The sequence below is a fragment of the Serratia sp. 2723 genome, assembly GCF_050434425.1.
Classification (GTDB): Bacteria; Pseudomonadota; Gammaproteobacteria; order Enterobacterales; family Enterobacteriaceae; genus Chania.
On record NZ_JBNDIN010000023.1, the window covers coordinates 1 to 24,898 of the forward strand.

20 protein-coding genes are annotated in these 24,898 nt (G+C 55.0%); 16 read left to right on the plus strand and 4 right to left on the minus strand.

The window, feature by feature from the left end:
- Positions 1-341: 341 nt before the first annotated feature.
- Positions 342-2,501: a phosphate acetyltransferase gene (gene pta, locus ABIE29_RS22720; RefSeq protein WP_429621524.1), complete on the minus strand. Its 2,160-nt coding sequence runs from the start codon at positions 2,499-2,501 to the stop codon at positions 342-344.
- 101 nt (positions 2,502-2,602) lie between these two features.
- Entirely contained in the window at positions 2,603-3,805 is a 1,203-nt protein-coding gene (gene ackA / locus ABIE29_RS22725; RefSeq protein ID WP_065683095.1) for an acetate kinase, read from the minus strand.
- Between the two features lie 403 nt (positions 3,806-4,208).
- On the opposite strand from ackA, the gene yfbV reads away from it, so the two are divergent.
- From yfbV to ABIE29_RS22745, 4 genes are all read left to right on the plus strand, one after another.
- Positions 4,209-4,664 carry a terminus macrodomain insulation protein YfbV gene (gene yfbV, locus ABIE29_RS22730; RefSeq protein WP_429621526.1) on the plus strand — a complete coding sequence of 152 codons (456 nt, stop codon included), beginning with the start codon at positions 4,209-4,211 and terminating at the stop codon, positions 4,662-4,664.
- 189 nt (positions 4,665-4,853) lie between these two features.
- Positions 4,854-5,348: a YfbU family protein gene (locus ABIE29_RS22735; RefSeq protein WP_429621528.1), complete on the plus strand. Its 495-nt coding sequence runs from the start codon at positions 4,854-4,856 to the stop codon at positions 5,346-5,348.
- A 21-nt stretch (positions 5,349-5,369) separates the two neighbouring features.
- Positions 5,370-6,026 carry a sugar phosphatase gene (locus tag ABIE29_RS22740; protein WP_429621530.1) on the plus strand — a complete coding sequence of 219 codons (657 nt, stop codon included), beginning with the start codon at positions 5,370-5,372 and terminating at the stop codon, positions 6,024-6,026.
- Positions 6,027-6,122: 96 nt separating this feature from the next.
- On the plus strand, positions 6,123-7,955 hold the full coding sequence (locus tag ABIE29_RS22745; protein WP_429621532.1) for an SLC13 family permease: 1,833 nt from the start codon (positions 6,123-6,125) through the stop codon (positions 7,953-7,955).
- A 446-nt stretch (positions 7,956-8,401) separates the two neighbouring features.
- Here the strand turns inward: ABIE29_RS22745 and yfbR are convergent, their stop codons facing one another.
- A complete protein-coding gene (gene yfbR / locus ABIE29_RS22750; RefSeq protein WP_429621534.1) occupies positions 8,402-9,001 on the minus strand; it encodes a 5'-deoxynucleotidase in 600 nt (199 codons plus the stop codon).
- Positions 9,002-9,137: 136 nt separating this feature from the next.
- Positions 9,138-10,352, minus strand: a complete 1,215-nt coding sequence (locus ABIE29_RS22755; RefSeq protein ID WP_025122802.1) for a pyridoxal phosphate-dependent aminotransferase — start codon at positions 10,350-10,352, stop codon at positions 9,138-9,140.
- Positions 10,353-11,189: 837 nt separating this feature from the next.
- Here ABIE29_RS22755 and lrhA point away from each other — a divergent pair.
- The 12 genes from lrhA to nuoL all read left to right on the plus strand — a co-directional run bounded on the left by lrhA (position 11,190) and on the right by nuoL (position 24,839).
- A complete protein-coding gene (lrhA, locus tag ABIE29_RS22760) occupies positions 11,190-12,128 on the plus strand; it encodes a transcriptional regulator LrhA (protein WP_429621536.1) in 939 nt (312 codons plus the stop codon).
- Positions 12,129-12,830: 702 nt separating this feature from the next.
- The gene (locus ABIE29_RS22765) at positions 12,831-13,271 is read left to right on the plus strand and encodes an NADH-quinone oxidoreductase subunit A (protein ID WP_429621538.1); all 441 of its coding nucleotides are present in this window, start codon (positions 12,831-12,833) and stop codon (positions 13,269-13,271) included.
- 15 nt (positions 13,272-13,286) lie between these two features.
- Complete coding sequence (locus ABIE29_RS22770) at positions 13,287-13,961, plus strand: NuoB/complex I 20 kDa subunit family protein (RefSeq protein WP_021178525.1); 675 nt, start codon at positions 13,287-13,289, stop codon at positions 13,959-13,961.
- A 95-nt stretch (positions 13,962-14,056) separates the two neighbouring features.
- Positions 14,057-15,853 carry an NADH-quinone oxidoreductase subunit C/D gene (gene nuoC / locus ABIE29_RS22775; RefSeq protein ID WP_024529593.1) on the plus strand — a complete coding sequence of 599 codons (1,797 nt, stop codon included), beginning with the start codon at positions 14,057-14,059 and terminating at the stop codon, positions 15,851-15,853.
- A gap of 2 nt (positions 15,854-15,855) precedes the next feature.
- Positions 15,856-16,407 carry an NADH-quinone oxidoreductase subunit NuoE gene (nuoE, locus tag ABIE29_RS22780; protein WP_021178523.1) on the plus strand — a complete coding sequence of 184 codons (552 nt, stop codon included), beginning with the start codon at positions 15,856-15,858 and terminating at the stop codon, positions 16,405-16,407.
- Positions 16,404-17,756 (plus strand): NADH-quinone oxidoreductase subunit NuoF, encoded by a 1,353-nt coding sequence (gene nuoF / locus ABIE29_RS22785; RefSeq protein ID WP_021805992.1) that lies wholly within the window; start codon positions 16,404-16,406, stop codon positions 17,754-17,756. The genes nuoE and nuoF overlap by 4 nt, the downstream gene beginning before the upstream one ends.
- Before the next feature lie 99 nt (positions 17,757-17,855).
- Positions 17,856-20,591 (plus strand): NADH-quinone oxidoreductase subunit NuoG, encoded by a 2,736-nt coding sequence (nuoG, locus tag ABIE29_RS22790; RefSeq protein ID WP_429621541.1) that lies wholly within the window; start codon positions 17,856-17,858, stop codon positions 20,589-20,591.
- Positions 20,588-21,565: an NADH-quinone oxidoreductase subunit NuoH gene (gene nuoH / locus ABIE29_RS22795; RefSeq protein ID WP_429621543.1), complete on the plus strand. Its 978-nt coding sequence runs from the start codon at positions 20,588-20,590 to the stop codon at positions 21,563-21,565. Before nuoG ends, nuoH begins: the two co-directional genes overlap by 4 nt.
- Before the next feature lie 14 nt (positions 21,566-21,579).
- Positions 21,580-22,122, plus strand: a complete 543-nt coding sequence (gene nuoI, locus ABIE29_RS22800; RefSeq protein ID WP_161739400.1) for an NADH-quinone oxidoreductase subunit NuoI — start codon at positions 21,580-21,582, stop codon at positions 22,120-22,122.
- A gap of 13 nt (positions 22,123-22,135) precedes the next feature.
- Positions 22,136-22,696 carry an NADH-quinone oxidoreductase subunit J gene (gene nuoJ, locus ABIE29_RS22805; protein ID WP_429621545.1) on the plus strand — a complete coding sequence of 187 codons (561 nt, stop codon included), beginning with the start codon at positions 22,136-22,138 and terminating at the stop codon, positions 22,694-22,696.
- Positions 22,693-22,995, plus strand: a complete 303-nt coding sequence (nuoK, locus tag ABIE29_RS22810) for an NADH-quinone oxidoreductase subunit NuoK (protein WP_248944269.1) — start codon at positions 22,693-22,695, stop codon at positions 22,993-22,995. The genes nuoJ and nuoK overlap by 4 nt, the downstream gene beginning before the upstream one ends.
- A complete protein-coding gene (gene nuoL / locus ABIE29_RS22815; protein ID WP_429621547.1) occupies positions 22,992-24,839 on the plus strand; it encodes an NADH-quinone oxidoreductase subunit L in 1,848 nt (615 codons plus the stop codon). Before nuoK ends, nuoL begins: the two co-directional genes overlap by 4 nt.
- Positions 24,840-24,898: the final 59 nt, after the last annotated feature.

Below are 24,898 nucleotides of genomic sequence, written 5' to 3' on the forward strand. Positions count from 1 at the left end.
AGGGAGCTGATAGCCCGTACCCTGTTGGAGGTAAATAGATAATCTCAACAGATTTACCTCCAACCCTCGCAGGGAGAGGGAGCTGATAGCCCGTATCCTGTTGGAGGTAAATAGGTGATCTAAGCAGACTCGAGCGCTCCCTCATCCAAGGTGAGCCACCGAATTTTCAGATCCACTCGATCGGTCCCCTCTCCCTGTGGGAGAGGGTTAGGGTGAGGGGCATCAGGAGGTGCATTGCTTACTCTTTGTTGACGCCAAAAATAAAACGGCCCGGTGATGATCACCAGGCCGTTATGGGTATTACCAGAGTCTAAAGGTGCCGTAGTGGCACCTTTGTCTCATCAGGCTTTAGCTGCCTGTGCATCAGCCTGAGCCGACTGGATCGCCGTCAGGGCTACGGTATAGACGATGTCGTCAACCAGAGCACCACGGGACAGGTCGTTCACCGGCTTGCGCATGCCTTGCAGCATTGGCCCGATAGAGACCAGGTCAGCAGAACGCTGCACCGCTTTATAAGTGGTGTTACCGGTGTTCAGATCCGGGAAGATGAACACGGTCGCCTGACCGGCCACTGGCGAATTAGGCGCTTTGGATTTGGCCACGTCGGCCATGATCGCTGCGTCATATTGCAGTGGGCCATCGATGATCAGATCCGGGCGTTTTTCCTGTGCCAGACGGGTCGCTTCACGCACTTTCTCAACGTCGCTACCCGCACCGGAATTACCGGTAGAGTAAGAGATCATCGCTACGCGTGGTTCGATACCGAATGCGGCTGCGGAATCGGCGGACTGAATGGCGATTTCAGACAGCTGTTCAGCGGTTGGATCCGGGTTGATCGCGCAGTCACCGTAGACCAGAACCTGGTCAGGCAGCAGCATGAAGAACACGGAAGAAACCAGGGAGCTGCCCGGTGCGGTTTTGATCAACTGCAACGGTGGGCGGATGGTATTGGCGGTGGTGTGAACGGCACCGGAAACCAGGCCGTCAACTTCGCCTTTCTCCAGCATCAGGGTGCCGAGAACCACGTTGTCTTCCAACTGCTCACGTGCGACCACTTCGGTCATGCCCTTGCTCTTGCGCAGCTCAACCAGACGCGGCACATAGAGTTCACGCACGGCAACCGGATCGACGATCTCAATGCCTTTACCCAGCTCAACGCCCTGCGCGGCGGCAACGCGTTTGATCTCTTCTGGGTTACCCAGCAGCACACATTCTGCGATACCACGTTCGGCACAGATGGCCGCCGCTTTCACGGTGCGTGGCTCGTCGCCTTCCGGCAGCACGATGCGTTTACCCGCTTTGCGTGCCAGCTCGGTCAGCTCATAACGGAACGCCGGTGGAGACAGACGACGTGAACGCTCAGAAGTGGCGGTCAGGGACTCGATCCAGTCGGCGTTGATGTGGCTGGCCACGTAGTTCTGTACTTTCTCAATACGCTGATGGTCGTCTGAAGGCACTTCGAGGTTGAAGCTTTGCAGGCTCAGCGAGGTCTGCCAGGTGTTGGTGTCAACCATGAACACCGGCAGGCCCGTTTCAAAGGCGCGCTCACACAGCTTGTTGATGGAGGCATCGATCTCGTAGCCGCCGGTCAACAGGATGGCACCAATTTCTACGCCGTTCATCGCGGCCAGGCAGGCTGAAACCAGCACGTCCGGACGGTCGGCAGAAGTGACTAACAGGGAACCTGGGCGGAAGTGTTCCAGCATGTGCGGAATGCTGCGCGCACAGAAGGTCACAGATTTCACCCGGCGGGTCATGATGTCACCTTCGTTGATCACTCGCGCCTTCAGGTGGCGGGCCATATCAATGGCACGGGTAGCGATCAGTTCGAAGCTCCACGGTACGCAACCCAACACCGGCAGCGGGCTGTTGGCAAACAGCTGTGCAGGATCGACGTTGGCTACGCTGGCCTTGGTGGAGTCGTCAAAGATTTCGGACAGGTCTGGGCGAGTACGGCCCTGATCGTCCACCGGAGCGTTCAGCTTGTTGATGATCACGCCGGTAATGTTTTTGTTCTTGCTGCCGCCGAAGCTGGAGCGAGCCAGTTCGATGCGCTCGGTCAACTGGGCTGGAGAATCGTTGCCCAGTGCCAGCACAAAGACGATCTCTGCGTTCAGCGTTTTGGCGATCTCGTAGTTCAGCGAGTTGGCGAACTGATGCTTACGGGTAGGCACCAGGCCTTCGATCAGCACCACTTCTGCGTCTTTGGTGTTTTCGTGGTAACGAGCCACGATCTCTTCCATCAGCACGTCCTGCTGGTTGGAGCTCAACAGGCCCTCAACGTAGCTCATACGCAGGGGTTCGGCCGCCGGAATGGTCGAGTTGCTGCGGATGATGGTGGTGGTCTGGTCGAGGGAATCGCCGCCGGTACGCGGTTGGGCAATAGGTTTGAACACGCTCAGGCGAACGCCTTTTTGCTCCATGGAGCGGATGACACCCAGGCTGACGCTGGTCAGACCGACGCTGGTGCCTGTGGGGATCAACATAATTGTACGTGACACAGAATAGTCCTCTTCACGGTTTTCTGCCTGCAACGGGGGCGCAGACAAAGATGACAGGCTCAAAACAACACCGCCAGCCTGGGCTGACGGTGTGGAGAGCATTAAGCGGTCAGACGGGAAGCGTCTTGCGCGATGACCAATTCTTCGTTGGTCGGGATCACCAGTGCCGGACGGCTGCCGTCTTTGGTGATGTTGCCTGATTTGCCGAAGCGGGCAGCCAGGTTGCGTTCATGATCGATTTCAAAGCCCAGCAGGCCCAGTTTGTCCAGGGTCAGCTCACGTACCATCGCGGCGTTCTCACCGATACCACCGGTGAAGATCACGGCATCCAGACGGCCTTCCATCAGGGCGCTATAGGCACCGATGTACTTGGCCAGACGGTGGCAGAAGACGTCCATGGCGCGCTTGGCATCGGCCTTGGTGTCATAGTTGTCTTCAACGTAACGGCAGTCGCTGGTGACTTCGGTCAGGCCCAGCAGGCCAGACTCTTTGGTCAGCATCTTGTTGATCTGGTCAACGCTCATACCCATGGCGTCGTGCAGGTGGAAGATGATGGCTGGATCGATGTCACCACTGCGGGTACCCATTACCAGGCCTTCCAGCGGGGTCAGACCCATGGAAGTATCAACACACTTACCGTTGCGCACTGCGGTTACGGAACCGCCGTTGCCCAGATGGCAGGTGATGATGTTAACTTCGTCAACCGGCTTGTTCAGCGCCTTCGCGGCTTCTTGCGTCACGTAGAAGTGGCTGGTGCCGTGTGCGCCGTAGCGACGAACGCCATGGTCGCGGTACAGGCTGTACGGCAGGGCATACAGGTAGGACTCTTCCGGCATGGTCTGATGGAACGCGGTGTCAAACACGGCAACGTTTTTATCAGCCAGATTAGGGAAGGATTTCAACGCTTCAGCAATACCGATCAGGTGAGCCGGGTTATGCAGTGGTGCAAAAGGTACCGAATCTTTGATACCCTGCAGGACTTCGTCGTTGATGACGGCAGAAGCCGTGAACTTCTCGCCGCCGTGCACGATGCGGTGGCCGATAGCGGTCAACTGGGCGGAAAGCTCTGGTTTTTGTGCCAGAATAGTATTAACAATGAAGTTCAGCGCTTCGCTGTGCGCTGCGCCGGCACCCAGGGCCGCTTCTTGTTTACCGCCATCCATTTTCCATTTGATACGGGCTTCAGGAAGATGGAAGCACTCGGCTAGGCCAGAGAGGTATTCTTCACCGTTGGCTGCATCGATGATGGCGAATTTCAGGGAAGAACTGCCGCAGTTAAGGACCAGTACTAGCTTACTCGACATGGAAGTACCTACTTATAGTTCGTGTTGGTATTAAGGAAGACCCAAAAACACGTGGTGAATAAAACGTCAATCAGACAACAAGCGTAGCGCATAATGCCGTTGACATTTATGATTAACATCATGTCAGTGATACAAAGGACACAATGATGAAAAAACCGATGATTTCTCTGCGGTTTAAGCGATCCTGATTTTTACCGCTTCCTAGCCCCACATGGCCGCCAACGGCAGGATTAGGGAGATAGGGCTAAAAGTTGACAAATCTTCTGTCATCTTCTACCGGCACATGGCCGGCTTAGGATACCGATAGCCCGTCACAAACACAAAATAAATTTAAAGCTTCAACTTTTTTGTTGGTGTGTTTGCAAGAATATTCTATTTTTTATACGTGAAGTTGAGGTGCGCAATGACGGGCAGACCATCCGGTTCCGTAAGCTGGTTTCAGATATTCCAGCGCGGGCAGCATTACATGAAAACCTGGCCAGCAGACAAACGGCTGGCACCGCTTTTCCCTGAGAACCGCGTGGCGCGCGCTACCCGCTTTGCCGTTCGCTTTATGCCACCGTTGGCGATTTTTACCCTGACCTGGCAGATTGCGCTCGGCGGTCAGCTTGGCCCGGCGATTGCTACCGCACTGTTCGCCTGTAGCCTGCCGATGCAGGGGCTGTGGTGGTTGGGGCGTCGTTCCGTGACGCCGTTGCCGCCAACCTTGCTGCAATGGTTCCATGAGGTCCGTAACAAGCTGGCGGAAGCCGGGCAGGCGATTGCCCCCGTCGAAGGGACGCCAACCTACCAGGCGCTGGCGGACGTGCTGAAGCGAGCCTTCAAACAGCTGGACAAAACCTTCCTCGACGATCTTTAAGTGCCACTGGGCCGGGATCTCACCGGCCTTGCTGGCTTTATGCCGCAAATTCGTGTCCGGATCATGTCTGGCTGCGACCCACATTCGACGAATATCCCGGTTCAAATCAAAGAAAGGTTTAGTTGTGATTCCACGCCATACTGAAGTCATGCGATGCTCTGGTTAATTTGCAGAACTGAGGACAATGAAATGGAAATGACTCACGCCCAACGGCTGATTTTGTCGAATCAATACAAGATGATGACCATGCTCGATCCGGACAATGCGGAGCGCTACCGCCGCTTGCAGACGATCATCGAGCGCGGTTTTGGTTTGCAAATGCGCGAGCTGGATCGTGATTTTGGTGAGATGAGTGAAGAAGTGTGCCGCACCATCATCAATATCATGGAAATGCACCATGCGCTCCAGGTGTCCTGGGAGAACCTCAAGGATCGCCAGGGGCTGGACGCGCGTCGCCTGGCATTCCTGGGTTTTGATGCAGCAACCGAAGCGCGTTACCTGAGCTATGTGCGTTTCCTGGTGAACACGGAAGGGCGGTATACTCATTTCGATTCTGGTAGCCACGGGTTTAACGCCCAAACCAAAATGTGGGAAAAATACCAGCGCATGCTGGGTATCTGGTTATCCTGCCCACGCCAGTATCATTTGAGCGCCGTCGAGATTGCGCAAATCATCAATGCCTGATTAAACGTAGAGGGGTTTCCCGTGGAGTGTAAGGGTTTTCTGTTCGATCTTGATGGAACGTTAGTAGATTCATTACCGGCGGTAGAGCGAGCCTGGACGCATTGGGCTGAACGCCATGGCATCAGCCCGCAACAGGTGCTGGACTTTATCCACGGAAAACAGGCGATCACCTCGCTGCGTCACTTTATGCCGAATGCCACCGAGGCCGAGCTGCAGCATGAGTTCACACTGCTTGAGCAGATGGAAGCAGAAGATACCGACGGCGTCCACGCCCTGCCAGGTGCATTGGCCCTGCTGGAGCGGATCAATGCGTTGGGGATACCTTGGGCAATCGTCACCTCGGGGTCCGTGCCAGTGGCCAGCGCACGCCGTATTGCCGGCGGGGTGCCGCTTCCGGAGGTATTTATCACCTGTGAGCAGGTCAAACAGGGTAAACCACATCCAGACGCCTACCTGTTAGGGGCAAAAAGCCTTGGGTTGGCTCCGCAGGACTGTGTGGTGGTGGAAGATGCTCCTGCCGGGATCCTTTCCGGCTTGGCAGCAGGTTGCCAGGTGATTGCGGTCAATGCACCGGCAGACGCACCGAAATTGGACCAGGTGGATCTGATCCTCTCCTCATTGGAACAGCTCAGGCTAACCCGTTCCGAGCAGGGTGCAGTCATCGAACTTATTGCTTAATCTGCACATTCTTACCCCAATTTGATTAGACCCCGCATCGGCGGGGTTTTTTTATGCTAATTTCTTATGCCGGGATCACTGCAGAATGAGGCCATTTTGAACAGCGAATTGCTTTGGGTTTTGAGTTTACTGCTAATAGCCATTGTGCTGTTTACCACCAACAAGCTGCGTATGGATGTGGTGGCGCTGTTGGTGATCATCGCGTTTGTGCTCAGTGGAACCTTGAGTCTGCAAGAGGCAACGGCTGGCTTCAGCGATCCTAACGTTATTTTGATTGCCGCTCTGTTCGTCATTGGCGAAGGGCTGGTACGTACCGGGGTGGCCTATCAGGTTGGCGACTGGTTGGTGAGGGTGGCGGGCAGCAGTGAAACCAGGATGATGATGCTGCTGATGTTTACCGTTGCCGGGCTGGGGGCCTTTATGAGCTCAACCGGGGTGGTAGCCATCTTTATTCCCGTGGTGCTTAGCGTCGCGGTACGCATGAAAATCTCCCCAGGGCGCCTGATGATGCCGTTGAGCTTCGCCGGTTTGATCAGCGGCATGATGACGCTGGTCGCTACGCCGCCGAATATGGTGGTCAACAGCGAACTGGTGCGTGAAGGCATCACGGGGTTCGGGTTCTTTGGCGTCACGCCAATTGGTTTGGTGGTGTTGCTGTTGGGCGTGGGGTATATGCTGATTGCGCGCCGTTGGCTCGGCGACAGCGGCGGCACCAAGACCAAGTCGGCCTGGGAGCGCCGGACTTTCCGCGATTTAATCCGCGACTACAAGCTCACCGGGCGGGCGCGTCGTTTGGCGGTGCGCAGCGGTTCGCCACTGATTGGCCGTTCGCTGGATGAGCTGCATTTGCGCGCGCGTTACAGCGCCAACGTTATCGGCATCGAGCGCTGGAAGCGTTTTCGCCGGGTGATGATCAGCGCCTTCGGCAGCACGGAGCTGCGCGAAGGGGACGTTCTGCTGATCGACATGACGGATTGCGATATCGATTTGCGTCAGTTCTGTAGTGAGCAACAACTTGAGCCTATGGTGCTGCGGGGGGAATATTTCTCCGAACAGTCGCGCAACGTGGGCATGGCCGAAGTTTCGTTAATTCCTGAGTCGGCTCTGCTGGGGAAAAGCGTGCGCGATGCCACTTTCCGTAGCCGTTACGATCTCAACGTGGTCGGCATCCGCCGCAATGGTGAAACCCTGCAAGGCAAGCTGGTGGATGAGCCTCTGGGCCTGGGGGACATTCTGTTGGTGATCGGCGACTGGAAAGCAATCCGCCAGTTGCAGGCAAAAACCCATGACTTTATCGTCTTGAACCTGCCTGCCGAAGTGGACGAAGTGGCACCGGCTATCACCCAGGCTCCTCATGCGTTGTTCTGTCTGGCGCTGATGGTGGCGATGATGCTGACCGACGAGATCCCCAATCCGATTGCCGCACTGATCGCTTGCCTGTTGATGGGGCGCTTTCGCTGCATCGATATGGAAAGTGCCTATAAGGCGATCCATTGGCCGAGTATCATTTTGATCGTCGGTATGATGCCCTTTGCCCAGGCGTTGCAGAAAACGGGCGGGGTAGATCTGATCGTCCGTGGGTTGATGGACGTTGCCGGTGATGCCGGGCCGCACGTCATGCTGGCCTGTCTGTTTGTCCTGTGCGCCACCATAGGGCTGTTTATCTCCAACACTGCCACTGCGGTATTGATGGCACCAATAGCCATCGCCGCGGCCCGCGAAATGGGCGTTTCGCCTTATCCGTTTGCCATGATTATCGCTATTGCCGCCTCCGCCGCCTTTATGACGCCGGTGTCATCGCCGGTCAATACGCTGGTGTTGGGGCCGGGGAACTACAAGTTTGGCGATTTTCTGAAAATTGGGGTGCCGTTTACCGTGCTGGTGATGATTGTCAGCGTGATCCTGGTGCCTTGGTTGTATGCGTTTTAAGCACACAGTTTGCGTTTTATGTCAGGATTGAGAAAAGACGCTTTATCTTTTTTTGAGAATACGATGAAGTAGCTAACGACCGAAACCATAAAGCGTTTTGGCATTTTATCGGCTCATGCTGCAGCTCGTTGAGGCTTTACGGCGACCCGTGTCGCCCTGGCTTAGTTTAGCGATCCTTCTGGGGTTGCCATGAAAATGAGACATGGATTTATAACCCTTACTTTAGCTTCTCTGTTGTCGCTGTCCGGATGTGCGAGATACATGAGTGGCTCTCTCACAATGCCCACTGGATAAAATTTACCGCTTCCTGGTCACGCAAACCTTCCAGCATATCGATTTACGCTCGGTGGTTGAGAGGAATTCACGGTGGAAATGCCGGAAGGCACGACCTGCGGCTAAGGTATCGCAGACTGCCAGGTGTGTTATCAAAGCACCTGGCTCCAGGTTCACATTGGTGAGTCGCTGCTGATTTCATCCAGCGAAAGGCTGAAGCTTGGGATAAAGACCTGCATAAAATAATCCATTTCCGGGCTGTGACGCAGCCCCAGCGTCTTCTCCAGGCGTGCCTTGGCCAGCTTGAACTCATTATTCCCCGCCGACAGTTCCTCCAGGCACTTCAGATATGCGCAAAGCGCATCGGCCTGTTTCACGATCAGCTTTTCGTCCTCGCTGTGATGGTGCTCATCCAGGATCGAACGGAAATCGTCCTGTAGCTCTTCCGGCAGCATTTCCAGCAGTTTTTGCTGGGCAATCTTCTCGATTTTTTTGTATTCGTGGGCAATCTGCGGGTTGTAATACTTGATAGGAGTGGGCATATCGCCGGTCAGCACTTCGCTGGCATCGTGATACATCGCCAACAACGCCACGCGTTCGGCATTCAGATTGCCGTTAAACTTGCGGTTTTTGATCGCTGCCAGCGCATGGGCGACAAAGGCGACCTGCAAGCTGTGTTCGGAAACGTTTTCGGTACGCACATTGCGCATCAGCGGCCAGCGGCTAATCAGTTTCAAACGGGACAGGTGGGCAAAGAAGTGGCTCTGGCTCATGATGTTCTCTCTTTGGATCTGTAGAAGCGCAGTATACGATATCTGCGCCAACCGGAGAAACGGGCGCAGCATGCGTCGCCCCTACGAAGTCAGTGCCAATCAGAGAAACGGGCGCAGCGAACCGCACCCGGCAAAATTATTGGTGATAGGTTTCCAGGAAGCGGCCCAGTTTGCCCACCGCCATTTCCAATTCATCCACGCGGGGCAGAGTAACGATACGGACATGGTCTGGGTAAGGCCAGTTGAACGCGCTGCCCTGTACCAGTAACACCTTCTCTTGCAACAGCAGATCCAGCACCAGTTTCTGGTCATCGCGGATGTTAAAGCGCTTGGCGTCGATGCGTGGGAACATATAGAGCGCCCCCTGAGGTTTCACACAGGAAACGCCAGGGATTTCGTTTAGCAGCTCCCAGGTGCGGTCGCGTTGTTCATACAGGCGGCCACCAGGCTGAATAAATTCGCTGATGCTCTGGTAACCTCCCAGTGCCGTCTGGATCGCATGCTGCATTGGCACGTTGGCGCACAGACGCATGGAAGCCAGCATCTCCAGCCCTTCAATATAGCCTTTGGCATGTTTCTTCGGCCCGTTGAGCACCATCCAGCCCTGCCGGAAACCGGCAACGCGGTAGGTTTTGGACAAGCCGTTAAAGGTGACGGTCAGCAGATCCGGGGCCAATGCGGCGATGGAGTGATGCTGTGCCTCGTCGTAGAGGATCTTGTCGTAGATTTCATCGGCAAAGATGATCAGGTCATGCTGGCGGGCGATCTCGACGATCTGTTCCAGCAGCTCTTTGCTGTAGACCGCACCGGTGGGGTTATTCGGGTTAATGATCACGATGCCGCGGGTGCGTGGGGTGATTTTGCTGCGAATATCGTCCAGATCCGGGAACCAGCCAGATTCTTCGTCGCACATATAGTGCACGGCCTTGCCGCTGGAAAGCGACACGGCGGCGGTCCACAGCGGATAGTCTGGCGCAGGCACCAGCATTTCGTCACCGATGTTCAGCAGTGCTTGCATGGATTGCACGATTAGCTCAGAAACGCCATTGCCAATGTAGATATCCTCAACGGTCACGTCACGCATGTTACGTGCCTGGTAGTGCTGCATGATCGCCTTGCGCGCCGAGTAAAGCCCTTTGGAGTCGCAGTAGCCTTGTGCCGTTGGCAGATTGCGGATCACGTCGACCAGAATTTCATCAGGAGCATCAAAGCCGAACGGGGCAGGGTTGCCAATGTTCAGTTTGAGGACTTTATTGCCTTCTTCTTCAAGACGTTTAGCTTCTTTGAGTACCGGGCCACGAATGTCATAACAGACGTTGTCCAGTTTGCTGGATTTCTCAATGGGTGACATAGAAAGTTGAGCCTTTTGCTAAGATAGGGTCGTTCCTACCGTGGAACACCGCAATCCGTTCAATGTACTCCTGGAGGCCCGGCTTTTGAAGGGTCATGCACCGCTTTGGTGAAAACGATCGGCAAAAATCGGTTTTTAAGATAGTATCCGTGTTTATTGCTTGTTTTCTAGTGATTAAATCTGAATTTTAATTTGTTTTTAGGTTTATATTTCACTGAAAGTGCATGTCATGTAAGGGGTTTTTATCAGTTAACCGCTGAAAGGCGCACGCCAAGCGCCAGAAAAGCACCAAAGGCGCTTAAGAATAGCAGTGTAGGATTATTCTTGTTTCTTGTCGGTGCTGACAATACCACACTGAGTTGAAGTAGAATTACATTAGGTCCATTTTAGTAATTTACTTAAATTTTATTTAAGTAAATATCGGTGCAATTTAATAGTCAAAAGTATTACTGCTTGAATTTATTAAATTCCCTAATCGATGAACCGCTGGATATACGGAGAGTTGTTAATATTTTGTACAGAAAACAACAATCCCGTCATGGTCTCTGGCGGGGCGGGATCGCGGTAACCGGGAGGAAAAGGGGGGATTTTGCCCCCAGTAGGATTATTAAATCTTATAAAGGTAAGCACTTTTCGTCGTAACTTTCACCACTATCAATAAGCCGTTGCGATAGATCATGGATAAAAAGCGATGCAGATAACGAAATATAAGTAATTTTTTTGCCCTCTTCTAATGAGTGGGGTACTGTCATAAGTGACGCATGCCCATTTCAGCGGCGTCTTAGAAATACACCAGGGTAGTTTGTAAATTAGAATTTAAAAAGTGAAGAAAACACTATGACAAGTGCAAATCGTCCGATACTTAATCTCGACCTCGATCTGCTAAGAACTTTTGTTGCTGTTGCTGATTTGAATACGTTTGCGGCTGCTGCCGTTGCCGTTTGTCGTACTCAGTCCGCAGTCAGTCAACAAATGCAGCGGTTAGAGCAATTGGTTGGCAAAGAGTTGTTCGCCCGTCATGGGCGCAATAAGCTGTTAACCGAACATGGTATCCAGCTTCTCGGCTACGCCAGGAAAATCCTGCGCTTCAATGACGAAGCCTGTGCCTCCTTGATGTACAACAATATCAAGGGTGTCCTGACTATCGGCGCTTCTGATGATACCGCCGATACCATTCTGCCTTTCTTGCTAAACCGCGTGACGTCGGTCTATCCCAAGCTGGCGATTGATGTGCGGGTGAAGCGTAGTCCGTTCATGATCGATATGCTGAAGAACGGCGAAGTGGATCTGGCCATCACCACCGTGGATACCGAAGGGCACCCGCACATTGTTCTGCGTACGTCTCCAACGCTGTGGTACTGCTCGGCGGATTACCATTTCCAGGCGGGGGAACCGATCCCTCTGGTGGTGATGGATGAGCCAAGCCCGTTCCGTGCGATGGCGATCAAACACCTTGAAGCTGCCGGTATTCCTTGGCGTATAGCCTACGTGGCCTCAACGCTTTCTGCGGTGCGCGCGGCTTGCCGGGCAGGTTTGGGGATCACCGTGCGGCCAATCGAGATGATGAGCCCAGACCTGCGGGTTTTGGGAGCGGTGGAGGGTTTACCGCCTCTTCCTGATACGCAGTATGCGCTGTGCAAAGACATGAAGTGCGAAAATGAACTGGCCATGGCGATCTTCAGTGCCGTGCAAAACGGCAGTGAGATTTACCATTTCGACGGCGGCGAATCTTCGGTGATCGATGAAGGTTCCAGCCTGGCGGATAGCGAAGAGTAGCGTTTTGCCCTAAGCTGACCGTATTGAAAGTTACAAACCTCTGCCACGGCGGAGGTTTTTTTTGGCTCAAAAAAAGGGAAATAATAAATTTAAGGCTGTTGAAGGTAAATTCGATGCTAAATGAGTATTTCTTCATGGTTTCTAGCAAGTGAAGTTCCAGTCTCCCCAGGTTGCTCATTTTTTATGCAGTGATAACAATGAGTAAATACCTGGAGTCGATAGGGTTATTTTGCTATTTTACGCTGACGTTTTTTTACCTGAAATTGACAAAAATTGTTAAACTGCCACACTTTTTTTGAGGATTTCTGCCTGAAACGTGTCCTGGATCAAAAAAATACCCCTAGGTAGTGAGTGGAACAACAGGGAAATCCTGAGAGAATGGTATAGTAAAAGTGAAATGTGCCTGTGGGGTTATATCTATCTGTTTCCGTTGAGCAATCAACTGACACGATTTAGCCTAAGCCAAGCGCATCATCTGTTAATTAAATGCTTCGTATGTAAATTAGTGTGTAGAAACTTTTGTCAAAGTTGACAGAAGGTTATAGAAAGGAGTAAAAAGCCCACAGTAAAACACTGCCTAACTCTCTGTAAAGCAGCCTGTTTGTGTGGTTATTTATCCTTCCCTTAAATCGATGTGGTGCACTAACTGCCAGTTACAAGAGCAGAGCGATCGACGCCACTTTTGATGAGTAAGCATAGAGTATGTCAACAACCATTGAAGTCATCGCTCATCACTGGGCGTTCGCCGTATTTCTTATCATGGCTATCGGGCTCTGCGGCCTTATGCTGCTGGGTGCGTTCTTCTTGGGTGGGAGAGCCCAGGCTCGCTCCAAAAATACCCCCTATGAATCAGGGATCGACTCGGTCGGTTCGGCGCGTCTGCGTCTGTCCGCCAAGTTCTACCTGGTTGCCATGTTCTTCGTTATTTTCGATGTTGAAGCCTTATACCTGTATGCCTGGTCGGTCTCGATTCGCGAGAGCGGTTGGGTAGGCTTTATCGAAGCCACCATTTTCATTTTGGTGTTATTGGCTGGTCTGGTTTATCTGGTGCGTATCGGCGCATTGGATTGGACTCCAACGCGTTCCAAGCGTTTGAGCAAGCCGGGTACCATCAAGAACGCCAGCAACAGTCATCCGCAGTAACAGCGAGGCATTAAGATGGACTATACGCTCACCCGCATAGACCCGAACGGTGAGAATGACCGTTATCCCCTGCAAAAACAGGAGATCGTAGGCGATCCCCTTGAGCAGCAGGTTCACCGTACGGTTTACATGGGTAAACTCGAACATGCTTTGCATGACATGGTGAACTGGGGGCGTAAAAACTCTCTTTGGCCGTATAACTTCGGCCTTTCGTGCTGTTATGTGGAAATGGTGACCTCGTTTACCGCCGTTCACGACGTGGCGCGTTTTGGTGCGGAAGTATTGCGTGCCTCCCCACGCCAGGCCGACTTTATGGTCGTTGCCGGCACCTGCTTTACCAAGATGGCCCCGGTTATTCAGCGTTTGTACGAGCAAATGCTGGAACCCAAGTGGGTGATCTCGATGGGCTCCTGCGCCAACTCCGGCGGCATGTACGATATTTACTCGGTCGTCCAGGGCGTGGATAAATTCCTGCCGGTCGACGTGTATATCCCTGGCTGCCCACCGCGCCCGGAAGCTTACATGCAGGCATTGCTGCTGCTGCAGGAATCCATTGGCAAAGAACGTCGCCCGCTGTCGTGGGTCGTTGGCGATCAGGGCGTGTACCGCGCCAATATGCCATCAGAAAAAGAACGTAAGCACGCCGAGCGTATTGCGGTAACCAACCTTCGCTCGCCTGACGAGATTTAAGACGTTCATTTAACGTCCATCTTAGTGCGCTATTGGTTAACACAGCGAAAGTTGAACTTGCGGCGAAATAACCCTTTAGTGTGGTGAAAAAAATTATGACAGATTTAACGACGCACGAAGCTCTGCCTGCTTGGCATACCCGAGATCATCTCGATGATCCGGTGATCGGCGAACTGCGCAACCGTTTTGGGCCGGAAGCCTTTACTGTTCAGCCCACCCGTACCGGAATGCCCGTGGTATGGGTCAAAGTTGAGCAGTTGCTGGAAGTAATGACGTTTTTGAGAAAACAACCGAAGCCGTACGTCATGCTGTTCGACCTGCATGGCATGGACGAGCGCCTTCGTACCCACCGTGAAGGCTTGCCTGCCGCGGACTTCTCTGTTTTCTACCATCTGATTTCTGTCGAACGTAATCGTGACATCATGCTGAAAGTGGCGCTGTCTGAAAAAGACCTGCACGTGCCCACAGCAACCAAGATTTTCCCGAATGCCAACTGGTATGAGCGCGAAACCTGGGAAATGTTCGGCATTACCTTCGACGGCCATCCGCATCTGACGCGCATCATGATGCCGCAGACCTGGGAAGGCCATCCACTGCGTAAAGACTATCCGGCGCGTGCTACCGAATTCGATCCCTTTGTGTTGACCAAACAGAAAGAAGATCTGGAGATGGAATCGCTGAAGTTCAAGCCGGAAGAGTGGGGCATGAAGCGTGGCACCGAGAACGAGGACTTCATGTTCCTCAACCTTGGCCCGAACCACCCGTCTTCGCACGGTGCATTCCGTATTATTCTGCAACTGGACGGTGAAGACATCGTCGACTGTGTGCCGGACGTGGGCTACCACCACCGCGGTGCAGAGAAGATGGGCGAACGCCAGTCCTGGCACAGCTTTATCCCGTATACCGACCGCATCGAATACCTCGGTGGCTGCGTAAACGAAATGCCTTACGTACTGGCGGTGGAAAAGCTGGCCGGGATCGTGGTGCCGGATCGTGTCAATACCATCCGCGTGATGTTGTCTGAACTGTTCCGCATCAACAGCCACCTGCTGTACATCAGTACCTTTATCCAGGACGTGGGCGCCATGACCCCGGTGTTCTTCGCCTTTACCGATCGGCAGAAAGTGTACGATCTGGTGGAAGCGATTACCGGTTTCCGTATGCACCCGGCCTGGTTCCGTATTGGTGGTGTGGCACACGACCTGCCGCGTGGCTGGGATCGCCTGCTGCGTGACTTCCTGGACTGGATGCCGAAGCGTCTCGATTCCTATGTGAAAGCCGCACTGCACAACACCATTCTGAAAGGGCGCTCTGTCGGCGTTGCTTCTTACAATGCGAAAGAGGCGTTGGAATGGGGGGTGACCGGTGCTGGCCTGCGTGCTACCGGCGTTGAGTTTGACGTGCGTAAATGGCGCCCATACTCCGGCTATGAAAACTTCGATTTCGAAGTGCCGGTCGGCGACGGCAACAGCGACTGCTATACCCGCGTGATGCTGAAAGTGGAAGAGCTGCGCCAGAGCCTGCGCATTCTTGAGCAGTGCCTGAACAACATGCCGGAAGGCCCGTTCAAGGCCGATCATCCGCTGACCACCCCGCCGCCGAAAGAGCGCACACTGCAACATATTGAAACGCTGATCACCCACTTCCTGCAGGTTTCCTGGGGCCCGGTGATGCCAGCCAACGAATCATTCCAGATGGTTGAAGCCACGAAAGGGATCAACAGCTACTACCTGACCAGCGACGGCAGCACCATGAGCTATCGCACCAGGATCCGTACGCCAAGCTATGCTCACCTGCAGCAAATCCCTGCGGTGATCCGTGGCAGCCTGGTCTCTGACCTGATCGTCTATCTGGGTAGTATCGATTTTGTAATGTCAGATGTGGACCGCTAACTATGCATGATCTTAAAGACACTCACGTGAGTCACGATGCGCTTGAGGCCACCAATGCAGCCGCTCCCCAGAGCGGCGCTGATGCATTTGTGCTGAGTGCGGAAGAACGTGATGCGATCGAGCACGAAAAGCACCATTACGAGGATCCACGCGCCGCCTCCATTGAAGCACTGAAGATCGTGCAGAAGCAGCGTGGCTGGGTTCCGGATGGGGCGATTTATGCCATCGCTGAAGTGCTGGGCATCCCAGCTAGCGACGTAGAAGGCGTGGCCACGTTCTACAGCCAGATTTTCCGTCAGCCGGTAGGACGCCACGTGATCCGTTACTGTGACAGCGTGGTTTGTCACATCAACGGCTACCAGGGCATTCAGGCCGCGCTGGAAAAGAAACTCAACATCAAGCCGGGCCAGACGACCTTTGACGGTCGTTTCACCCTGTTGCCGACCTGCTGCCTGGGTAACTGCGACAAAGGCCCGAACATGATGATCGACGAAGATACTCATGCTCACCTGACGCCAGAAAACGCGGTCGAACTGTTGGAGCGGTATAAATGATGATCGATATCAAACGTACTGCCGAAATGCACCCGCTGACCTGGCGTCTGCGCGATGACCAACAGCCGGTCTGGCTGGATGAATATCGCAGCAAGAATGGTTACCAGGGCGCGGAAAAAGCGCTTAAAGGCATGGCCGCCGACGACATCGTCACCCTGGTGAAAGATGCCGGGCTGAAAGGCCGTGGTGGTGCAGGTTTCTCCACCGGGTTGAAGTGGAGCCTGATGCCGAAAGACGAATCCATGAACATCCGTTACCTGCTGTGTAACGCCGATGAAATGGAGCCGGGCACCTATAAAGACCGTCTGCTGATGGAGCAACTGCCACACCTGTTGGTGGAAGGCATGTTGATCTCGGCATTCGCGCTGAAAGCCTACCGCGGTTACATCTTCCTGCGTGGCGAATACGTCGAGGCCGCAGTACACCTGCGCCGCGCGATTGCCGAGGCGACAGAAGCGGGTCTGCTGGGTAAAAATATCATGGGCAGCGGCTTTGACTTCGAGCTGTTCGTCCACACCGGCGCTGGCCGCTACATCTGCGGTGAAGAAACGGCGCTGATCAACTCGCTGGAAGGCCGCCGTGCCAACCCGCGCTCCAAGCCGCCATTCCCAGCCTCCGTGGGCGTATGGGGCAAACCGACCTGCGTGAACAACGTCGAGACCCTGTGTAACGTGCCTGCCATCCTCGAGCATGGTGTGGACTGGTACAAAGGGATCTCTGCCGGTAAGAGTAACGATGCCGGTACCAAACTGATGGGCTTCTCTGGCCGGGTGAAAAACCCAGGCGTCTGGGAGCTGCCGTTTGGTACCACTGCGCGTGAAATTCTGGAAGATTACGCCGGTGGCATGCGCGATGGCCTGAAATTTAAAGCCTGGCAGCCGGGCGGGGCGGGTACCGACTTCCTGACCGCCGATCACCTGGATCTGCCAATGGACTTCGAAAGCATCGGTAAAGCGGGCAGCCGTTTAGGTACGGCGCTGGCGATGGCGGTGGATCACGAAATCGGCATGGTTCCCCTGGTGCGTAACCTGGAAGAGTTCTTTGCCCGTGAGTCCTGTGGCTGGTGTACCCCGTGCCGTGACGGCTTGCCGTGGAGCGTGAAGATCCTGCGTGCTTTGGAAAGAGGCGAAGGCCAGCCGGGGGATATCGAAACCCTCGAGCAGCTGTGCCGCTCCCTTGGCCCAGGTAAAACCTTCTGCGCCCATGCGCCAGGTGCCGTAGAGCCACTGCAAAGCGCGATTAAATATTTCCGTGAAGAGTTTGAAGCCGGGATTTCCCCACAGTACTTGGGCAATCTCCAGGCGGTTGGCGGCATTCAGCCAAACAACTTGTTGAAGCAACGCTGGTAATCCCGCTTTGCCTGGGTGCGGTGAGCGCGCCCCGAAACACGGCCAGAATTTTTGATTAACGCCTGCCTTATGGGCAGGCCACTTGGAAGCATGCTGACTATGGCTACGATTCATGTAGACGGCAAAGAATACGACGTAGATGGAGCCGACAACCTGTTGCAGGCGTGTCTCTCCCTCGGCCTCGATATTCCTTACTTTTGCTGGCATCCGGCGCTTGGAAGCGTCGGCGCTTGCCGCCAATGTGCGGTAAAGCAATACCAAAACGCGGACGATACGCGTGGCCGTTTGGTGATGTCCTGTATGACACCGGCATCCGATGGAACCTTTATTTCCATCGATGACGCAGAAGCCAAACAGTTCCGTGAAAGCGTGGTCGAGTGGTTGATGACCAACCACCCGCACGATTGTCCGGTATGTGAAGAGGGCGGTAACTGTCACCTGCAGGATATGACAGTAATGACCGGCCACAGCTTCCGTAAATATCGCTTCAGTAAGCGCACCCACAACAACCAGGAACTGGGGCCATTTATCTCGCATGAGATGAACCGCTGCATCGCCTGTTACCGTTGTGTGCGTTACTACAAAGACTACGCGGATGGCACCGATTTCGGTGTGTACGGCGCGCACGACAACGTCTATTTCGGTCGTCCGGAAAGCGGCACGCTGGAAAGCGAGTTCTCCGGTAACCTGGTAGAAGTGTGCCCAACCGGCGTATTCACCGACAAAACCCACTCCGAGCGTTACAACCGTAAGTGGGACATGCAGTTTGCCCCGAGCATCTGCCAGCAGTGCAGCATCGGCTGTAACACCAGCCCGGGCGAGCGCTATGGCGAACTGCGCCGTATCGAAAACCGTTACAACGGCAGCGTAAACCACTATTTCCTGTGTGACCGCGGCCGCTTTGGTTATGGCTATGTGAACCAGAAAGATCGCCCTCGTCAGCCGCAGCAACTGCGTGGCAACGACTGGATCACCCTGAACGCCGAGCAGGCGATGCAGGGCGCGGCAGATATTCTGCGTCAGGCCAACAAAACCATCGGTATCGGATCACCGCGTGCCAGCCTGGAAAGCAACTTTGCGTTGCGTGAACTGGTCGGTGCCGAGAACTTCTATACCGGCATCAATCAGGCTGAACAACAGCGTCTGAACCTGATGCTCAACGTGTTGAAAAACAGCGGCGTTTATACGCCTAACCTGCGCGAAATCGAAAGCTACGACGCGGTGTTGGTACTGGGTGAAGATTTGACCCAGACCGGTGCTCGTATCGCGCTGTCGGTACGTCAGGCGGTGAAAGGTAAAGCCCGCGCGATGGCTGCGGCACACCGCGTTGCCGATTGGCAGATCGCGGCGGTGCAAACCATCGGGCAGCACGCCAAACACCCGCTGTTCGTCACTAACGTTGATAACACCCGCTTGGACGACATCGCCGCCTGGAACTATCGTGCGCCGGTGGATGAGCAAGCCCGTTTAGGCTTCGCCATTGCCCACGCGCTGGATGAGTCCGCCCCGGCGGTGACCGATCTGGCCGAAGACCTGAACAAGAAAATTGACGTGATCGTACAGGCCCTGGCCGGTGCGCAGAAGCCATTGATCATCACCGGCAGCAATGCGGGTAGTGAAGCGATCATTGAAGCTGCGGCCAACATTGCCAAGGCGTTGAAAGGTCGCGGTGCCAACGTCGGCATCACCTTCGTCGCCGCCGCTGCCAACAGCATGGGGCTGGCGATGATTGGCGGTGGCTCGCTGGACGAGGCACTGGTGCAATTGGAAAGTGGTTCCGCTGATACCGCCATCGTGATGGAAAACGATCTCTATCGTCACGCCCCGGCGGCCAAAGTGGATGCTGCATTGGCCAAGGTCAGCAACCTGATCGTTGCCGATCACCAGCGCACCGCCATCATGGATAAAGCCAACCTGATCCTGTCTGCGGCCAGTTTTGCCGAGAGCGATGGGACCTTGGTCAGCCAGGAAGGCCGCGCACAGCGCTTCTTCCAGGTGTACGACCCGGCTTATTACGATGATGCCAAGAAAAATAGCTACAGCGTGATGCTGGAAAGCTGGCGTTGGATGCACTCGCTGCACTCCACCTACACCAGCCGCCAGGTTGACTGGACTCAGCTCGATGACGTGATTGCCGCCTGCGTGAGCGCATTGCCGCAGTTGCAAGGTATTGTCGAAGCTGCGCCAGATGCCACCTTCCGCATCCGTGGTCAGAAACTGGCCCGTTCACCGCACCGCTACAGTGGCCGCACCGCGATGCGTGCCGATATCAGCGTGCACGAACCGCGTCAGCCGCAGGATAAAGACACCATGTTCGCCTTCTCGATGGAAGGGAACAACAGCCCGCTGGCCGATCGTCAGCAGATCCCATTTGCCTGGGCACCAGGTTGGAACTCACCGCAGGCATGGAACAAGTTCCAGGCCGAAGTGGGTGGCAAACTGCGTCATGGCGATCCGGGTATCCGTCTGATCGAAGCAGGGGAGGGCAACCTCGGTTACTTCACCACTATCCCTGCGGCGTTCAAAGCCGAAGGCTGGCGTGTTGCGCCGTATTACCATCTGTTTGGCAGTGACGAAATGTCACAGCGCTCCGAGGTGATCCAGCAGCGTATGCCACAGGCTTACGTGATGGTCAACGTTGCCGATGCCGCACAGCTTGGTGTCAATGCCGGTGCCTGGGTCGAGTTCAGCTGTGCCGGTCAAACGCTGCGTTTGCCGGTACGCCTGAGTGAAACCCTGAGCCAAGGCCAGGTTGGTTTGCCGCTCGGCTTGCCAGGGATCCCGCCGGTACTGGTGGGTGCTAAGGTTGAAAATCTGCGGGAGGCGGCACTATGAGCTGGTTGACACCTGGGGTGATCGACATCCTGATCGCCGTGTTGAAAGCGGTGGTGATCCTGCTGGTCGTGGTCACCTGCGGGGCGTTTATGAGCTTCGGCGAACGCCGTCTGCTGGGGCTGTTCCAGAACCGTTACGGGCCAAACCGTGTCGGCTGGGGCGGTTCGCTGCAGCTGGTCGCCGACATGATCAAAATGTTCTTCAAAGAAGACTGGGTTCCGACCTTCGCCGACCGCATGATCTTTACGCTGGCGCCGGTGATCGCCTTTACCTCGCTGCTGTTGGCCTTTGCCATCGTGCCGGTCAGCCCGACCTGGTCGGTGGCCGATCTCAACATCGGTATTCTGTTCTTCCTGATGATGGCTGGCCTGGCGGTGTATGCCGTCCTGTTTGCCGGTTGGTCCAGTAACAACAAATACTCGCTGTTGGGGGCGATGCGTGCTTCGGCACAGACCCTGAGCTACGAAGTGTTCCTCGGCCTGTCCGTGTTGGGCGTGGTGGCGCAAGCCGACTCGTTCAACATGCAGGCGATTGTTGAATCGCAGGCGCACATCTGGAACGTCATTCCGCAATTCTTTGGTTTCATTACCTTCGCGATTGCCGGTGTAGCGGTATGTCACCGCCACCCGTTTGACCAGCCGGAAGCCGAGCAGGAACTGGCCGACGGTTACCACATTGAATATTCCGGCATGAAGTTCGGTCTGTTCTTCGTGGGGGAATACATCGGTATCGTGACCGTGTCTGCCCTGATTGTGACGTTGTTCTTCGGCGGCTGGCAGGGTCCATTCCTGCCGCCATTCATCTGGTTTGCACTGAAAACGGCCTTCTTCATGGTGATGTTCATTCTGATCCGTGCTTCGTTGCCGCGTCCGCGTTATGACCAGGTGATGTCATTCGGCTGGAAAATTTGCCTGCCGTTGACGCTGCTGAACCTGCTGGCAACCGCCGCGGTCATTTTGTACAACGCTCAATAAGGGGTGAATAAACCATGACATTGAAAGAGTTAGTGGTTGGTTTCGGCACCCAGGTGCGCAGCCTTTGGATGATTGGCCTGCACGCCTTCGCCAAACGCGAAACCCAGATGTATCCGGAAGAACCGGTTTACCTGCCGCCGCGCTACCGTGGCCGCATCGTGCTGACGCGCGATCCGGACGGTGAAGAGCGCTGCGTGGCCTGTAACCTGTGTGCGGTTGCCTGCCCGGTTGGCTGTATTTCCCTGCAAAAGGCAGAGCAGAAAGATGGCCGCTGGTATCCGGAGTTTTTCCGCATCAACTTCTCACGCTGTATTTTCTGCGGTCTGTGCGAAGAGGCTTGCCCGACCACCGCGATCCAGCTGACGCCGGATTTCGAAATGGGTGAGTTCAAGCGCCAGGATCTGGTGTACGAAAAAGAAGAACTGTTGATCTCGGGGCCGGGTAAATATCCGGAATATAACTTCTATCGGATGGCCGGTATGGCGATTGACGGCAAAGCCAAAGGCGAAGCCGAAAATGAAGCCAAACCGATCGACGTCAAAGGTCTGTTGCCTTAAGGAGCCAGCAAGCATGGAAATTGCCTTTTATCTGGCAGGGTTAATTGCGATAGTCGCGACCATTCGCGTCATCTCGCATACCAATCCTGTGCATGCGCTGCTGTATCTGATCGTCTCTTTACTGGCGATCTCGGCAGTCTTTTTCTCACTGGGTGCCTACTTTGCCGGTGCTCTGGAGATCATCGTCTACGCCGGTGCCATTATGGTGCTGTTCGTGTTCGTGGTCATGATGCTCAACCTCGGCAACGCGGTGCAGCAGCAAGAGCGCGACTGGCTGAAGCCTGCCGTCTGGATTGGCCCTGGTCTGCTGTCACTGGTCCTGCTGGTGGTGCTGATTGTGGCGATCCGCAGCGTGTCCGATCAGGGCATCAGCGGTGAGATGGTGGATGCCAAAGCGGTCGGGATCAGCCTGTTTGGTCCTTACGTGCTGGCGGTTGAGCTGGCTTCAATGCTGCTGTTGGCGGGCCTGGTGGTTGCCTTCCATATTGGCCGTGAGCACAAACCGGGTGAAGTGTTGAGCAACGCCCCGGCAAGCAGCGAAATGGCGAAAAGAAAATCGGAGGAGCAAGCATGATCCCTCTTCAACATGGGCTGATCCTGGCGGCGATCCTGTTCGTCCTGGGGCTGACCGGGTTGCTGATCCGTCGTAACCTGCTGTTTATGCTGATCAGTCTGGAAGTGATGATCAACGCTGCGGCGTTGGCGTTTATCGTGGCGGGCAGTTATTGGGGCCAGACCGACGGGCAGGTAATGTACATCCTGGCCATCAGTCTGGCGGCAGCCGAGGCCAGTATCGGCCTGGCATTGCTGCTGCAGCTTTACCGTCGTCGTCATACCCTGAATATTGACACTGTCAGTGAGATGCGCGGATGAACCTATTATATTTAACTATTCTGCTACCGCTGATCGGGTTCCTGCTGTTGGCATTTTCCCGTGGCCGCTGGTCTGAAAACACCGCGGCTACCGTTGGCGTGGGGTCGATTGGCCTGGCGGCACTGGTCACGGTGTATGTGGCGATCGATTTTCTGGGCCAAAAGGCCGCTGGCGTGCAGCTGTACGAGCAAAGCCTGTGGAACTGGATGAGCGTTGGCGACTTCAACGTCGGCGTTACCCTGGTGCTGGACGGCCTGTCGCTGACCATGCTGTCGGTGGTCACCGGCGTCGGCTTCCTGATCCACATGTATGCTTCCTGGTACATGCGTGGTGAAGAGGGCTATTCCCGCTTCTTCGCTTACACCAACCTGTTTATCGCCAGCATGGTGGTATTGGTACTGGCAGACAACCTGCTGCTGATGTACCTGGGTTGGGAAGGCGTGGGTCTGTGCAGCTACCTGTTGATCGGTTTCTACTACAAAGATCCGGCCAACGGCGCGGCGGCAATGAAAGCCTTCATCGTGACCCGCGTGGGTGACGTGTTCCTGGCCATTGCGCTGTTCATCCTGTATCACGAACTGGGTACGCTGAACATCCGTGAACTGATGGTGCTGGCACCGCAGAAACTGGCGGTTGGCGATACGGCCTTGACCTGGGCAACCCTGATGTTACTGGGTGGCGCAGTGGGTAAATCGGCTCAGCTGCCATTGCAAACCTGGCTGGCAGATGCGATGGCGGGTCCAACCCCGGTGTCTGCATTGATCCACGCGGCAACCATGGTTACCGCTGGCGTCTACCTGATTGCCCGTATGCATGGCCTGTTCCTGATGACGCCGGAAGTGCTGAATCTGGTGGGTATCATTGGTGGCGTTACGCTGCTGCTGGCGGGCTTTGCCGCACTGGTGCAGACCGACATCAAACGCGTGCTTGCCTACTCCACCATGAGCCAGATTGGCTACATGTTCCTGGCGCTGGGCGTGCAGGCATGGGATGCGGCCATCTTCCACCTGATGACTCACGCGTTCTTCAAGGCGCTGCTGTTCCTGTCCTCCGGTTCGGTGATCCTGGCCTGTCATCATGAGCAGAACATCTTCAAGATGGGTGGCCTGCGCAAGAGCATTCCGCTGGTGTATGTCTGCTTCCTGGTGGGGGGCGCGGCGCTGTCTGCTCTGCCTATCGTCACCGCTGGCTTCTTCAGTAAGGATGAAATCCTGGCGGGCGCCATGGCGAACGGCCACTTCAACCTGATGATTGCCGGTCTGATTGGCGCATTCATGACCTCACTGTATACCTTCCGCATGATCTTCATCGTGTTCCACGGCGAAGAGAAAATCAAAGCTCATGCTGGCAAAGGGATCACTCACCACTTGCCACTGTTGGTGCTGATGGTGCTGTCCACCTTCGTCGGCGCGATGATTGTGCCGCCATTGCAGGGTGTACTGCCGGAAACCACCGAACTGGCACACGGCAGCGTTATGACGTTGGAGATCGCCTCTGGCGTGGTCGCTATCGTCGGGATCCTGCTGGCAGCTGCGCTGTGGCTGGGCCAACGTCGCCTGGTAAACAGCATCGCGAACAGTGCTCCGGGTCGTTTCTTCTCGACCTGGTGGTTCCATGCCTGGGGCTTCGACTGGCTGTATGACAAAGTGTTCGTCAAGCCATACCTGGGTATCGCCAAGCTGCTGCAAAGCGATCCGCTGAACTCGCTGATGAACCTGCCTGCGCTGTTCTCCCGTTGGGGGAACCGTGGTCTGACGGTGAGTGAGAACGGTCAGATCCGCTGGTATATCGCGTCTATGGGTGTGGGGGCAGTGCTGGTACTGGCTCTGTTGATTTTGGTTTAACTGAATAATTTAAACAGACGCATTTTGGGTTCGGCCCTTGGCGAACAAGGGCCCGATAC